Annotated in this window: 12 protein-coding genes; 3 read left to right on the plus strand and 9 right to left on the minus strand. The window is 72.3% G+C overall.

What is annotated here, in order from left to right:
* Positions 1–28: 28 nt before the first annotated feature.
* The 6 genes from FCG67_RS19920 to FCG67_RS19945 are packed head-to-tail and all read right to left on the minus strand — an operon-like array spanning position 29 to position 6092.
* Positions 29–1216: an LLM class flavin-dependent oxidoreductase gene (locus FCG67_RS19920; RefSeq protein ID WP_246045178.1), complete on the minus strand. Its 1188-nt coding sequence runs from the start codon at positions 1214–1216 to the stop codon at positions 29–31.
* Positions 1213–2313 (minus strand): LLM class flavin-dependent oxidoreductase, encoded by a 1101-nt coding sequence (locus FCG67_RS19925; RefSeq protein ID WP_136911411.1) that lies wholly within the window; start codon positions 2311–2313, stop codon positions 1213–1215. Before FCG67_RS19925 ends, FCG67_RS19920 begins: the two co-directional genes overlap by 4 nt.
* The gene (locus FCG67_RS19930; RefSeq protein ID WP_136911412.1) at positions 2310–3356 is read right to left on the minus strand and encodes an ABC transporter substrate-binding protein; all 1047 of its coding nucleotides are present in this window, start codon (positions 3354–3356) and stop codon (positions 2310–2312) included. The genes FCG67_RS19925 and FCG67_RS19930 overlap by 4 nt, the downstream gene beginning before the upstream one ends.
* Before the next feature lie 9 nt (positions 3357–3365).
* Positions 3366–4166, minus strand: a complete 801-nt coding sequence (locus FCG67_RS19935; protein ID WP_136911413.1) for an ABC transporter ATP-binding protein — start codon at positions 4164–4166, stop codon at positions 3366–3368.
* Complete coding sequence (locus FCG67_RS19940; protein ID WP_097214031.1) at positions 4163–5023, minus strand: ABC transporter permease; 861 nt, start codon at positions 5021–5023, stop codon at positions 4163–4165. The genes FCG67_RS19935 and FCG67_RS19940 overlap by 4 nt, the downstream gene beginning before the upstream one ends.
* Before the next feature lies 1 nt (position 5024).
* A complete protein-coding gene (locus FCG67_RS19945) occupies positions 5025–6092 on the minus strand; it encodes an NrtA/SsuA/CpmA family ABC transporter substrate-binding protein (protein WP_136911415.1) in 1068 nt (355 codons plus the stop codon).
* Between the two features lie 205 nt (positions 6093–6297).
* Here FCG67_RS19945 and FCG67_RS19950 point away from each other — a divergent pair, with 205 nt between their 5' ends.
* Positions 6298–7065 carry an IclR family transcriptional regulator gene (locus FCG67_RS19950; RefSeq protein WP_246045179.1) on the plus strand — a complete coding sequence of 256 codons (768 nt, stop codon included), beginning with the start codon at positions 6298–6300 and terminating at the stop codon, positions 7063–7065.
* Positions 7066–7081: 16 nt separating this feature from the next.
* Here FCG67_RS19950 and FCG67_RS19955 read toward each other — a convergent pair whose 3' ends face one another.
* The 3 genes from FCG67_RS19955 to FCG67_RS19965 all read right to left on the minus strand — a co-directional run bounded on the left by FCG67_RS19955 (position 7082) and on the right by FCG67_RS19965 (position 10296).
* Positions 7082–8185: a serine hydrolase domain-containing protein gene (locus tag FCG67_RS19955; protein WP_136911416.1), complete on the minus strand. Its 1104-nt coding sequence runs from the start codon at positions 8183–8185 to the stop codon at positions 7082–7084.
* 139 nt (positions 8186–8324) lie between these two features.
* Complete coding sequence (locus tag FCG67_RS19960) at positions 8325–8963, minus strand: response regulator (RefSeq protein WP_027502323.1); 639 nt, start codon at positions 8961–8963, stop codon at positions 8325–8327.
* An 82-nt stretch (positions 8964–9045) separates the two neighbouring features.
* A complete protein-coding gene (locus FCG67_RS19965) occupies positions 9046–10296 on the minus strand; it encodes a sensor histidine kinase (protein ID WP_136911417.1) in 1251 nt (416 codons plus the stop codon).
* Between the two features lie 110 nt (positions 10297–10406).
* Between FCG67_RS19965 and FCG67_RS19970 the strand changes: the two genes are divergently transcribed.
* Entirely contained in the window at positions 10407–11159 is a 753-nt protein-coding gene (locus FCG67_RS19970; protein WP_136911418.1) for an ABC transporter ATP-binding protein, read from the plus strand.
* Between the two features lie 4 nt (positions 11160–11163).
* The gene (locus FCG67_RS19975; protein WP_136911419.1) at positions 11164–13653 is read left to right on the plus strand and encodes an FtsX-like permease family protein; all 2490 of its coding nucleotides are present in this window, start codon (positions 11164–11166) and stop codon (positions 13651–13653) included.
* Positions 13654–13703 lie beyond the last annotated feature (50 nt).

Consider the following 13703-nt stretch of genomic DNA (forward strand, 5'->3'; position numbering starts at 1 on the left):
GGTTTCTCCTGGTGAAATTCGAAAGTGGTCAGGGGGTGAGGAGCCGTGCGCGGTTGTCGAGTCCCTGGACTCGCGAAGCGCGCACGGGCGGCGGAGCCGCCTGGAGCAGCGGGAGGACCTCCTCGCCGACGCGGTAGGCCTCCTCGAGGTGCGGGTTGCCCGCGAGGATGAACGCGTCGACGCCGAGCTCGCGCAGCTCGTCGAGCCGCTGCGCGACCTGCTCGTAGCTGCCGACCAGGCCGAAGGCTGGACCGCCGCGGATCAGGCTGAACCCGGCCCAGACGTTCGGCTGCACCTCGAGATCGCGGTAGCCGGTGATGGTCTCCGGCACCCAGCCCTTGATCCTGGCCGCGCCGACCGAGTCGCCCTGGGCGGCCCGGTTGGCGGCCGCGCGGTCGACGAACGCCCAGCCCTTCGCCACCTCGGCCCAGGCCGCCTCCTCGGTGTGCCGGGCGACGACGTCGATCCGGACCGCGAACTTCGGTGTGCGGCCCAGCTTCTCCGCGTGGGTGCGGACGCCGTCGAACTTGGCGCGCAGGTCGCCGAAGGGCTCCAGCCAGGACAGGTAGTAGTCGCTGTGCAGCCCGGCGGCGCCGACCGCGGCGGCCGAGGAGCCCGAGAAGTAGACCTCCGGGAACGGCTGGCCGGCGAGGCCGGGCGGCAGCGCGGCCCCCGCGGTCTGGAAGAACCGGCCGTCGTGGTCGTAGGGCTCGCCGTCCCACACCCCGCGCAGCACGTCGAGGAACTCGCTGGTGCGCGCGTACCGGTCGTCGTGGTTCACCTTGTCGCCCCACCACAGCTGCGCCGGTCCCCCGCCGCCGCTGATGATGTTGTAGACGAGCCGGCCGCCGGTGGCCCGCTGCAGGCTCGCCGACATCCGCGCCGCCTGCACGGGATGCAGGAACCCGGGCTGGAAGGCGACCATGAACCGATAGGTGGTGGTCTCGCGGGCCAGCGCCGCCGCCACCGCCCACGGGTCCTCGGTGACCGGGAACGAGGGCAGCAGGCCGCCGAGGAACCCGGCCGACTCCGACGCCTTGGCCACCGCCGCCATGTGGTCGATGTAGCCGTAGCCGTCGAGTTCGCCGCCGCGGATCGCGGGCGCGATGTTGCCGGGGCCGTGGCCGTTCGCCTCGCCGCGGTTGTATCGGCGCGGGGTGCGCAGCGACGCGTGGTCGCCCTCCATCCCGATGCGCCAGTAGAAGTCGATGCTCATGCGGTGGCCTCCTGACTCGCCAAGGTGCGTCCGGCCGGGTCGACCAGGTGCAGCAGGTGTTCGCCGGTGCGGTGCAGTTCCTCGATGTGCGGGCGGCCGTCGAGCACGACGCTGTCGATGCCTGCGTCGACGTACTCCGAGAGTCGCTGCGCCACCTGCTCGTAGCTGCCGACCAGGCCGATGGGCTGGTCGTAGCCGAGCTCGGTGAAGCCGGCCCAGCGCCCGCCGCCGAGGTCGAGCGAACGCGCGCCGACGCCGTCGTCGTGGACCTCGTGCCACTGCCGCTCGGCGCGGGCCCAGGCCTCCTCCTCGGTCTCGCGGGCGATGATCGGCAGCTCCAGCCCGGCGCGCACCGTGCGGCCCAGTGCCCGCGACCGACTCCGCAGCTCCCGCACCGACGCCGCGATCCCGTCGACGGTCTCGGTGAACAGGTGCACGTCTCCGTGCCGCGCCGACAGCTCCAGCGCCTGCTCCGAGTCCCCGGACAGGTACACCGTCGGGAACGGCAGCCCGGACAGGATGCCGCGGAACCCGCCGTCGATGACGTCGAAGTACTCGCCGTCGAATTCGAATCCGGTGCCGTTGAATCCGGCTCCTGCGACCGGGGTTTCGTTCCACACCCCGCGCGCGACCGTGAGGAACTCCGCGGCCCGGGTGTACCGGTCCACGCCGGTGACCCTGTCCCCGCGGGCGCGGGCGTCGGCCTCGTCGGTCTCCACTCGCAGCCGCCAGGACAGCCGGCCCCCCGAGAGCCGCTGCAGCGTCGCGGACACCTTCGCCGCGTACACGGGGGTGCCGAAGGAGGGGTGGAATTCGACGATCACCCTCGAGTGCCGGGTGTCGCGCAGGGCGCCGCCTGCGACGATCCACGACTCCTCGCCGAGCGGGTCGTAGGGCGCGAGCACCCCGTCGAGCCCGGACAGTTCGGCCGCGAGCACCACCTGTGCGAGGTCGTCGAAGGGCCCGAAGTTGCCGGGGCGCAGATCCGTCGCGACGGTGGGCACCTGCGGTCCGCCGAAGCCGCCACGGTTGCGCGAGCCGGGCGACGCGTGCCTGCCGTCCCCTCGCGAGGGCAGCCGCCACAGGAACTCGGTCATGACGGCACCTTTCCGGCGGCCAGCAGCTCGAGCGCCTGCTCCAGGGGCTCGCGGGCCACCCAGGATTCGAGGTCGAAGTCGGCGGCCAGGAAGCCGTGCGTGTAGAGGAACTGCTTCTGGATGCCGATCAGCTCGACCCGCTCGTCCGACAGCGACGGGTGCAGGTCCTTGTGGAAGCCCTCCTTGTACGCGGCGGCGACTCCCTCCGGACCGGACAGGGTTTCGCGCGCGAGCACCTCGCGGACGCGGTCCAGGTTGTCGGCCGCCCAGTCCGCGGCGCGCAGGCTCTGCGCGAGGAAGCCGACCACCAGCTCGGGCCGGGACTCGAGCAGGTCGGCGTGCACGGTGATCGGGCGCGGGGTGCCGTTGTTGACGCGCAGCCGCTTTGCGTCGGTGGCGTCGAGGTCCACCGCGACCCGCAGGCCGTGCTCGCGGGCCACCTCCTGGGCGCGGGCGCCCTTGACGTAGATGGCGTCCACCTCGCCGCGCAGCAGCTCGTCGACGCCCCAGGTGGTGCTGCGGCGGTTCTCGCGAACAGCGCTGCGCACCTGCGGGTTCCGCTCGACCTCCACCTCGACCGCGACGACATCGGCGAGGGTGAGGCCGGCCAGGCGCAGCGCGTTCGCGAAGCCGTGCAGCGCCATCGCGCGCGGGAAGCTGCGCGCCTGGTCCTGCGCCCAGGCCGGGATCCCGATCCGCAGGCCCGCCAGGTCGGCGGCGCCCGCGACAGTGGAGTCAGGTCCTACGAGAATGGCCTGCGATTCGTCGATCCAGGTCAGCCCGATCAGCCGGGTCGGCGAGCCCTGCGCGCGGGCCGCGATCGCCGGCACGTTGCCGCCCTCGCGGACTAGGCCGAGCAGCTGGTGATCGAAGTGACGGACTGCCAGCTCCGGGCCGGCGTCCTGCAGGACACCCAGGCCGACGCCCGCCGACGCCGCGGTCTCCCCCAGCCAGCCGAGGCTGTGCGCGAGGCCGCTCGCGGTGGGCACGGGGCAGCGGGTGTACCAGAGGGTATCGAGGGCGGTGTCGACTGCTGCGGTCATCTCGGGCTCCTAAGTGGTTGTGGGGGAAGCGGTGCGGCCGACGCCGAGCTCGGTGAGGAACGCGGCGCGGTAGCGGAGGGACTCGGGGTCGGTGCGGTCGCGGGGCCGGGCCAGGTCGATGTCGACGTCCACCGCGAACCGGCCCTCGTTGAGGATCAGCACCCGGTCGGCCAGGCGGACGGCCTCGTCGACGTCGTGCGTGACCAGCAGAACCGCGGGGCGGTGCCGGGCCACCAGATCGCCGACCAGGTCCTGCATCTGCAGCCGCGTCAGTGCGTCGAGCGCGGCGAACGGCTCGTCGAGCAGCAGCAGCTCCGGCTCGCGGACCAGAGCCCTGGCCAGCGCGACGCGCTGCGCCTCGCCGCCGGACAGGGTGGCCGGCCACTGCCGCGCCTTGGTCTCCAGGTTCACCTCGGCCAGCGAGCGGGCCGCGCGGTCCCGGTTCTGTGCGGTCCGGCGCTGCCCGACGGTGACATTGGCCAGCACCCGCTTGGACGGGATCAGCCGCGGCTCCTGGTAGACGGTGGTGCGCTGCCGGGGCACCAGAATCTCTCCGGCATCGGGCCTTTCGAGGCCGGTGAGCAGCCGCAGCAGGGTCGTCTTGCCGGTGCCGCTCGGGCCGAGCAGCACCACGAACTCGCCGCGGTGGATCTCCAGGTCGACGCCGTCCAGGACGGTCTTGTCCCCGAATGCCTTACGGACCCCGCGCAGCGACACGGCGACCGGCTCGCCCGCCCGCCGGTCGCGGGCGGCCGTCGCGGTGCGTTCCCGCACCGCCAGCGGCGGCAACGCGGTGTCGTTGGCGCTCATCGGACCGCCACCTGTCCCCGCCACGGCATCGCGAACTTCTCGATGACGCGGACGATGCCGTCGAAGATCAGGCCGAGGACCGCGTAGAGCACCACACACAGCACCATGTAGTCGGTGCGGTTGTACTCCTGCGCCAGCGTCACCAGGTAGCCGATGCCCTCCCGGGTGCCGACCTGTTCGGCGGCGATGAGACCGGTGATGCTGATGGACAGGCAGATTCGCAGCGCCATCAGCACCCCTGGCAGCGCGGCGGGCAGGATCGCGCCGAACACGAGCCGCCATCCCCGCAGGCCGAAGCTCTGGGCGGCCTCGACCATCTTGCGGTCCACGTTGCGGACACCGAGGTACGTGTAGGCGTACATCGGGCCGACGGTGGCCACCGCGATCAGCAGCACCTTGAAGGTCTCGTCGATGCCGAACCACGCGATGAACAGCGGCACCAGCGCCAGGAACGGGATGGCCCGGTTGATCTGCATCGTGGAGTCGATGAGTTCCTCACCGAGGCTGGACAGTCCGGAGAGCACCCCCAACGCCAGGCCGATCAGGACGCCGAAGAACACGCCGACCGCGGCCCGCTTGAAGGAGGCGATGGAGAAGTCGACCAGCTGCCCGGTCTGGTAGAGCTCGGTGAAGGCGCGCCACACCGCGGGCGGTCCGGCGAGGATCTCCTCGGGGATCGCGCCGGTGGCCGACCCGATCCACCAGGCCGCGACGATCAGCGCGGGCACCAGGAAGCGCAGCGGGATCGACACCCAGGCGGGCCGGGCGCGGCCTGCGCGGTACCGCGGCGCCTCGAGCTCCAGTGTAGTGGGCCCGCCGCGTTCCTCCCGTGCCCTCGGCGGGCTCAGCAACGCCACGTCAGTTCCCGGTCTTCGTCGGGGCCGACTGGACCTGGGCGGTCGCGTCCACCTTGGACTGCAAGGGGTAGAAGACATCCCCGGCGGTGAGCGCGCGGGTGGTCACCCCGTTCTGGAAGAACAGGTCGGCGACCTCCTGCAGGTCCGCCTCGTCGGCCGCGGTCGGGTAGTGCGGGACCGAGGCCCGGCGGCCGAGATCGACTGCCCGCTCGAGCCGGTCCCCGGACAGCGCCCGCGGGCCCGCCTTCTCGAAGACGTTCTGGTAGTCCTCCGGGTTGCTGCGCTGCCGCTCGGTCAGCGCCTGCAGGGTCTCGAGGTACTTGGCCGCGACGTCGGGGCGCTCGTCGAGGACCGCGGTGCGGAACGCGACGATCGTGTTGTCCTTGGAGTCGATGCTGGCCTCGGTGGCGATCTCGACGACGCCGTCGCGGGCCTTGGCCTCCTGGTACGGGTCGTTGAACGACGCCCACGCGTCCACCTGGCCGGTGGAGAAGGCCGACGCCGCGTCGGAGGGCTGCAGCGGCACCCGCTCGACCTGGTCGAACGGAATGTTGGCCCGGCGCAACGCCTTCAGGGTGATGTACTCGCCCTTGCCCGCCGGGTTCACCGCGATGCGCTTGCCGACGAGGTCCTTGACCTCCTTCACCCCCGAGCCAGGGGACGCGATGATGCCGCTCTGGTCCTGGTCGACCGGGTCCGCGACGGCGATGATCCGCACCGCGACGTCCTTGGACAGCGCGCCGACCACCGGGCTGTACGCACCGCCGGAGACGTCGAGCTGACCGGCGTTGAACAGCTTGAGGTTTGCGCTGAACGCGGGCGGCGCCTTGACCCACTCGACCTTCGCGCCGAGCGGGGCCAGCGCCTCGTCGAAGGTGCCGTCCCGCTTGCCGACCGCGAGCGGTCCGGCGTTGCCCGGGTCGGTCACCTTGAGAACGAACGTGGGCTCGGCGGAGCCGGCGGCGTCTGCGGTGCCCTCGGAATCCGACCCGCAGGCGGCAACCAGGGCGACGACGGGGAGAAGCGCGAGCGCGAGGCGCGCTCGGGGAAGTCGGCGGTTGCGGGACATCGGGGGGCTCCTGTTCGAGAGGCTGATCGATCTACGCCTCGAAAACTAGGCGAGCCAAACCCCACCGACTAGGTATAGTTTTCTGCTGATTGGAAGTCTTGACAGACACCCACTGCGGGATTCGGCCATTCGTCGCCGATTCAGATCACCAATTTTCCGAATGATGGAAAGCATCCGAGCCAGCCGCGCGTGTTAGCGTCGCGACGTGGAGACCCCCTCAGACCTCACGCCCGCGGCGACCGGCTCCGTGCAGACCGTCGCCCGTGCCCTCTCGGTGCTCGGCTGCTTCCGCGGCGGCGACGAGCTCGGGGTGTCCGAGGTGGCCCGCCTCCAGGGGCTCGCGGTCAGCACCACGCACCGGCTGCTCGCCGCCCTCGTCGACGCCGGTTTCCTCGACAAGAACGCGGAGTCGAGCCGGTACCGTCTCGGCGGCGCGCTGGCGGAGTACGGCCAGATCGCCTACCGGCAGCACCGCATCTATCTCGCCGAACCGCACCTCGAGCAGCTCGCCACCACCACCGGCGCGAGCGCGTCGATCGCGACGCGATACGGCAACGACGCGGTGCTGCTCGGAACCAGCCGGTGGCGGGAGGCCGACGGCCACCAGCTACAGGGCGTCCGGCTGCCGCTGCACGCCAGCGCGCTGGGCAAGGCGCTGCTGGCCTGGTCCCTGGTCACCGACGACGAGCTGGGCCGGCTGCCCTACGAAACGGGCACGGCGCGTTCGGTTCCCGGGCCGCAGGAGCTGGGCAAGGAGCTGGCCCTGACCCGGGAGCGGGGCTATGCCTTCAACGACGAGGAGCTGGCCGTCGGCTACCGGACGATCGGGGTCCCGGTCGTCGGCGACGACGGCCTCGCCCGGTTCGCGCTGGGACTGCGCGGGCCGACCGAGCTGATGATCCCCGAACGGGTGCCCTTCTTCGTCGAGCTGGCCAGGGTCACCGCCCGCGAGATCGCCGCCGTCATGCACTGACGCGCAGTCGTGCGAATCAGCAGAGGGCGTGGCTGAGCAGGGCGAGGGTGTCGACCTCCTGCGGCGGCGCCTGGGTGACGGTGATCGCGGCCGCCCGGCCGTCCTCGGTCGCGCCGGAGAGCGTGTGGAACCCCGGGATGTCGCCGGAGTGCCCCCAGAAGACCTTGCCGCAGGACAGTTTCGCCGACATCAACCCGAGCCCGTAGGACATGCCCGGCTGATCCATCGGGACGGTCCTGGTCATCGCGCCCCAGGACGCCTCCGAGGTCAGCCGGCCCTCGACGAGCGCCCGCAGGAAGGCGGTCAGGTCCGCCCCGCTCGAGACCATCGCGCCCGCGGCCCAGGGACCGGACGGCTCGGTCGCCGTCATCTCGACGATGGTGTCCCCGTCCGCCTCGTAGCCGGACGGGTGCCGTCCGCGGATCTGCTTCTCCCCCGTTCCGGGCAGGTAGGTGTCGGTCAGGTCCAGCGGCCCGGTGATCCGGCTCGCGAGCTCGTCCTCGACCGTGTTCCCGGTGACCTTCTCGACCAGCATCCCGTTCACGAGGTAGTTGGTGTTGGTGTATTTCATCCGCTCACCCGCGCGGAACTGCGCGGGGTGCGCCATCGCCATCGCGAGCAGATCCTGCCGGGTGAACTGTTCGCCGCTGCCGAGATAGGTCTGCGTGATGCGCGGGTCGTCGGAGTACTCGGGCAACCCGCTGGTGTGCTGCAGCAGCTGCCGGACCGTGATCGCGCCCGGGTCGACGCCGTCCGCGACCAGCACGCCGGGCAGGTAGCGATCGATGGGGGCATCGAGCTCGATCTTCCCCTCGTCGACCAGCTGCATCACGATGGCCGCCACGAATGTCTTGGTGACGCTGCCGATCCGGACCTGTGCGCCGTCCGGGATCTGCTCTGCGGTGACCCGATCGCCCACCCCGCTGCGCAGCTCCACCGTCTCACCGGGAACGGACAGGGTGGCCACCGCGCCGCCGACGGTCGAACGGACCAGCTCGTCCAGGTCGGCCTGTACCGCCGCCCGGTTGGGAAAGCTGTTGACCACCACCGGATCCGAGGTGTCCGAGCATCCGGCGAGCAGGAGGACCGAGATACCGACCGCGACCGCAGCAGATTTCATACCCCGACCCTATGGTGCGAGAACCGTTCGGCGCATCCGGATTTACCCTGATATCGCCCCCGAATGGCAGACACGCCCGTGAGTCCTTCTGGCCCGCAGGGGGACCAAAAGGACTCACGGGCGGCGAAGCCGCAGCCGCTCAGCCGCGCAGGTAGGCCAGCACCGCCAACACCCGCCGATGCCCGCTGTCGGAGGCGGACAGCCCCAGCTTGGCGAAAATGTTGCCGATGTGCTTGCTCACCGCGGTCTCGCTGACCACGAGCCGGCCGGCGATGGTGCCGTTGTCCAGGCCCTCGGCCATCAAACCGAGCACCTCGGACTCGCGCGGGGTCAGCGAGCGGATCGGGTCGTCGGACCGCCTGCGGCTCATAAGCTGCGAGATCACCTCAGGATCCATCACCGTGCCGCCCGCCGCGACCCGGCGCAGCGCGTCGGTGAACTCGGCGACCCGGCCGACGCGTTCCTTGAGCAGGTACCCCATCCCGTTCGCACCCTCGGCGAGCAGCCGGCCCGCGTACCGGTCCTCCACATACGCAGAGAGCACCAGCACGGGGAACCCCGGCCTGCGGCGTCGCGCCTCCTCGGCCGCTTTGAGCCCCTCGTTGGTGAAGGTTGGCGGCATCCGGACGTCCAGCACTGCGGCGTCCGCGGAGTCCAGCACCTCCAGGAAGGACTCGGCGTTGTCCACCGCGGCGACGACCTCGAAGCCCTCCCCGCGCAGCAACAGCGCCAGGCCCTCGCGAAGGAGGGCGTCGTCCTCGGCGATCACGATCCGCACGGCGCCTCCAGTCTCATGGTGAACCGACGGTAGCCCACGGCTGTTCTCGCGCGGGACCCCGACCGGATGGCACCCGGGCCCCTCACGCCCCGCACGGCAGTTCCACCGTCAGCGACGTCGGACCGCCCTCGGGGCTGGCCAGTTCAATCGTCCCCTCGAAGGCCTCGGCCCGGCGCCGGATCCCGCTCAGCCCGCCGCCTGCCCGCTCGACCGCTCCGCCGTGCCCGTCGTCGGTGATCGCGATCCGCAGCACCTCACCGGAATCCCGGTCGGTCGTGTGCAGGCGGACGGTCACCCCGCCCGCGCCGCCGTGCTTGACCACGTTGGTCAGTCCCTCGGCCACCACGAAGTACGCGGCCGACTCCACCGCGGCAGGCGCGCGGCGCAGGCCGCCCACGTCCAGGACGCACGGCACCGGGCTCCGGCCCGCCAGCGCCGAGACCGCACCCTCGAGCCCGAGCTCGTCGAGGATCGGCGGGTAGATGTCGTGCACGATGGTGCGCAGGCCCGCGAGCGCGTCGGCGGCCGCGTCCTGGGCCCGAAGCAGCTGCGGCAGGGCCTGTTCCGGGTTGGTCCGCAGCGACCGCTCCGCGATGCCGAGCATCATCACCACCCCGACGAGCCGGTTCTGGGCGCCGTCGTGCAGGTCCCGCTCGATCCGGCGGAGCTCGGCGGCGTGCGCATCGAGGGCGGCCGCGCGGCTCGCGGTCAGCGCGCTCACCCGCTCCACCAGCCGGGACTCCCGAGTCGGCGCCAGCAGCCGCGCGGCCAGCCCGCACATCCCGCGCGCCATCAGCGGGGTCAGCCACAGCGACAGGGCGCCGTAGGCGACACCGAACAGCGGCATCGCGGCGGCCCCCCACCACGAGGTCACCGGATAGATGTTGGTCACCGGCTCGTCGGCAGGCATCGACTGCCAATACGCCGGGATCAGCAGCGAATTGACGGCCGCGGCGGGGAGCGCGAGCGCGAACAGGCCGGCGGCGGGCGCGATCAGCGCGTGCACCGCGACCCAGGCGGCGTCGCGCCGGGTCGAGGCCGCGGTCGCCAGCCGCCGCAGGTCCTCGAACGTCGGGTCGGCCGGGATCGGCAGGTACCGCTCGGACAGCACCTCGCCCGAGAACCACCCGGCCCGGCGCCGGGCCAGCCCCGCCCACCACCGCAACAACCCCACCGCCCGGGGCGCCAGCAGCCAGCCCGGACCGAACAGCAGGAACACCACCAGCACCAGCCCGACGACCAGCAGCGCCATCGACACCATGCCCGCGATGCCCTCCGCCGCCAGGTAGCGCAGCGCACGCCACCAGCTCCGCAGCCGCCCGGTCCTCGCCATGCTCCCAGCATGCCGCACCCCGGCGGACGTGTCGGTATAGCCAGCCACACCATGGATCCGGTAGCGCGCGGGATCGTCCGCCGCCGCGGCCGTCCATAGCGTCGTCATCCATGAGCACACAGGTTCTGAGCCCGCCCGTCGCCGCCCTCCGACTCCAGCACGTCACCAAGAGGTACGGGTCCGGTACCGCCGCGGTGACCGCGCTGCGGGGCATCGACCTCACCCTGCCCCGCGGGGCCTTCACCGCGGTGATGGGCCCGTCGGGCTCCGGCAAGAGCACCTTCCTGCACTGCGCCGCCGGCCTCGACCAGCCGACCTCGGGGTCCGTGTGGCTCGGCGACACCGACATCTCCCGACTCAAGTCCAAGGCACTGACCGTGTTCCGGCGCGACCACGTCGGCTTCGTCTTCCAGGCCTACAACCTGCTGCCCGCGCTCTCGGTGGAGCAGAACATCACCCTGCCGCTGCTGCTCGCGGGCCGCGGCGCCGACCCCGGCTGGCTCGACTTCGTCACCGGCGCGGTCGGCCTGGCGGATCTGCGCGGGCGCAGGCCCGCGGAACTGTCCGGCGGCCAGCAACAGCGGGTCGCGATCGCGCGCGCCCTGGTGACCCGGCCCGATGCCGTGTTCGCCGACGAGCCGACCGGCGCGCTGGACTCGCGGACCGGCCGCCAGGTGCTCGAACTGCTCCGCCGCACCGCCGAGGAACTCGGGCAGACCGTGGTGATGGTCACCCACGATCCGATCGCCGCCTCGTACGCCGACCGGGTGCTGTTCCTCGCCGACGGCGCCTTCGTCGGTCACCTGGACCGGCCGAGCGCCCAGCAGGTCGCCGACCACATGACCCACCTCGGGGAGTGGTGACCCGATGAGATCCCTTGCAGGCGCGAACATCCGCGCGCACCGAGGCGGATTCGTCGGCATGTTCGTCGCGGTGCTGTTCGCCGCGATGCTCGTCACCGGGCTCGGCATCCTCATCGAGTCCGGGATCCGCGGCGGCATCGAGCCGCAGCGCTACGCGGGCGCGGACGTCATCGTCGGCGGCAGGCAGTCGCTCGTGGTCAAGGAGGACGTCGACCAGCCGTTCGCGGAGCGGGCCCCGCTGGCCGCGGGCGTCGCGGACGAGCTGGCGTCGGTTCCCGGGGTGGCGCGCGCGGTCCCCGACATCAGCGTTCCGGTCGCGTGGTCGGGCAGGCCGGTGCAGGCGCACGGCTGGGGCTCGGCCGCGCTGACCCCGTACGAGATCCGGGAGGGACGGACGCCGAACGGTCCCGGCGAGGTCGTGGTGGACGACGCCGAGCCGGCCCGCATCGGCGACCGGATCTCGTTGGCGCACGGCGGCATCGCCGACGACTACACAGTGGTCGGCGTCGCGGGCGCGAGCCCCACCCCGGACCGGGCCGCGCACGTGTTCCTGTCCGACGGCCGGATCTCCTCGCTGTCACCGCGTTCGGGCAACATCGACACCATCGGCGTCACGGCGGCCGAGGGCGTCACGGCGAGCGCGCTGGCGGAGCGGATCCGCGAACGAGTGCCCGAGGTCGAGACCTACACCGGACGGGCCCGCGGCGACGCGGAGTTCCTCGACGCGGGCAGTGCGCGTACCGAACTGGTGATGATCGGTATCTCGTTCGCCGGAACCGCGGTGATGATCGCCATGTTCGTGGTGGCCAGCACCCTGTCGCTGTCGATCGCGCAACGCAGGCGCGAGTTCGCACTGCTCCGCGCGGTCGGCGCGACTCCGGGTCAGATCCACCGGCTCGTCGGGCGTGAGGTGATGCTGGTCGCGGGCGTCGCCTCGGTCGCGGGCACCGTCCCTGGTTTCGTCCTCGCCGGCTATCTCCGGTCTCGATTCGCGTCGGCCGGACTGCTGCCCGCCGACTTCGCCCTGGCCTTCAGCCCGCTGCCCGCCGTCGCGGCCATGGCACTGAGCCTGATCACCGCCCGCGCGGCGGCGGCCGTGGCCGCGCGCAGGCCCGCCAGGATCAATCCGGTCGACGCGCTGGCGGAGGCGTCGGCGACCCCGGCCCGGCTCGGCCGCGGGCGGATGGTCACCGGACTGGTCCTCGGCGCTTCGGGCCTGGTGATCTCGCTGCTGCCCGCCGTTGTCCCGGGGCAGGCGGCGCTGGCGGGCGCCGGTGGTGCCGCCGTCCTGCTGATGGTCTCGGTGGGGCTGCTGGGACCGCGTTTGGTCAGCGGCGCGGTGGCCGCGCTCGGTGGGCCGCTGCGCCGATCGGGATCGCCCGCCCTGTTCCTGGCGGCCGCGAACACGCGCGGCAACGCCCGCCGCCTCGCCGCCGCCATCACCCCACTCGCCCTGGCGATCGCGATCGGATCGGTACAGATCTTCGTCCAGACCACCGTCGCGGCGGAGGCGGCCACCCAGTCGAGGGAGGGCGTCATCGCGGACTTCCTCGTCACCGGCACCGGGTCGGGACTGTCCGCCGCCGTCGTCGACGCGATCGGCCGGACCCCCGGCGTCGAGGCGGCGAATCCCGTTGCCCGCAGCCAGGTGTACGTCCCGCGCTTCGACGGCGAGTCCACCACCACCGAGCGGTACGCGGCGCAGGGCATCGACCCGGCCGCGACGGTCGCGACGATGGATCTCGAGGTCGAGTCCGGCAGCCTCGACGCGCTGGCCGGGCCGGACACGGTGGCGCTGAGCAGCGACACCGCCCAGACGCTCGGCGTGAGGCTCGGGGAGACCGCCACGCTGCACCTCGGCGACGGCACCGCGGTCAGCCCCACCGTCGTCGCCACCTACGGGCGCGGACTCGGATTCGGCGACGTCACCTTCGCGAACGAGATCGTGCGCGCCCACACCACGAGCGGGCTGGACGACAGCGTCCTGGTGCGGGCCGAGCCCGGCAGGCAGTCCGAGGTCGGCGCCGCGTTGGCCGCGGCCGGCTACACCGTCACCGACCGTGACGGGCTCGGCGCGGCGGGCGAAGCCGAGCGCAGCGCGCAGTCATGGACGAGCCTGATCGCGCTGTCGGTGCTGCTGGCCTACCTGGCGGTGGCGGTGGTGAACACCCTCGTGATGGCGACGGCCGAGCGCGGCAGGGAGTTCGCGCTGCTGCGCCTGGTCGGATCGAGCCGCAGGCAGGTACGCGCCATGATGCGCGCCGAGGCGGTGATGGTGGTGACGATCGCGTCGGTGGTGGGCACGCTGATCGCGCTGCCGCCGCTGGTGGGGGTCAGCCTCGGGGTCTCCGGGCAGCCGATCCCCGCCATCTCCCCCGTCACCTACGCCGCGATCATCGCCGCGACGGTGACGCTGGGACTGATCGCGATCGCGATACCGACCCGCGCGAGGCTCCGCTCGGATCCGGTCGCGGCGATCTCCTCCCGGGAGTAGGTCCGTCGCGCCCGGCATCCGATGCCGGGCGCGCACGGCCCCGGGTCCAC

The organism is Rhodococcus oryzae (assembly GCF_005049235.1).
Taxonomy (GTDB): domain Bacteria; phylum Actinomycetota; class Actinomycetes; order Mycobacteriales; family Mycobacteriaceae; genus Rhodococcus_G; species Rhodococcus_G oryzae.

Bases quoted from the DNA above. Each gene is read 5' to 3' on its own strand.
- FCG67_RS19925 (WP_136911411.1), bottom strand. From the start codon at position 2,313: ATGACCGAGTTCCTGTGGCGGCTGCCCTCGCGAGGGGACGGCAGGCAC.
- FCG67_RS19965 (WP_136911417.1), bottom strand. From the start codon at position 10,296: ATGGCGAGGACCGGGCGGCTGCGGAGCTGGTGGCGTGCGCTGCGCTAC.
- FCG67_RS19930 (WP_136911412.1), bottom strand. From the start codon at position 3,356: ATGACCGCAGCAGTCGACACCGCCCTCGATACCCTCTGGTACACCCGC.
- FCG67_RS19935 (WP_136911413.1), bottom strand. From the start codon at position 4,166: ATGAGCGCCAACGACACCGCGTTGCCGCCGCTGGCGGTGCGGGAACGC.
- FCG67_RS19970 (WP_136911418.1), top strand. From the start codon at position 10,407: ATGAGCACACAGGTTCTGAGCCCGCCCGTCGCCGCCCTCCGACTCCAG.
- FCG67_RS19975 (WP_136911419.1), top strand. From the start codon at position 11,164: ATGAGATCCCTTGCAGGCGCGAACATCCGCGCGCACCGAGGCGGATTC.
- FCG67_RS19945 (WP_136911415.1), bottom strand. From the start codon at position 6,092: ATGTCCCGCAACCGCCGACTTCCCCGAGCGCGCCTCGCGCTCGCGCTT.
- FCG67_RS19955 (WP_136911416.1), bottom strand. From the start codon at position 8,185: ATGAAATCTGCTGCGGTCGCGGTCGGTATCTCGGTCCTCCTGCTCGCC.
- FCG67_RS19920 (WP_246045178.1), bottom strand. From the start codon at position 1,216: ATGAGCATCGACTTCTACTGGCGCATCGGGATGGAGGGCGACCACGCG.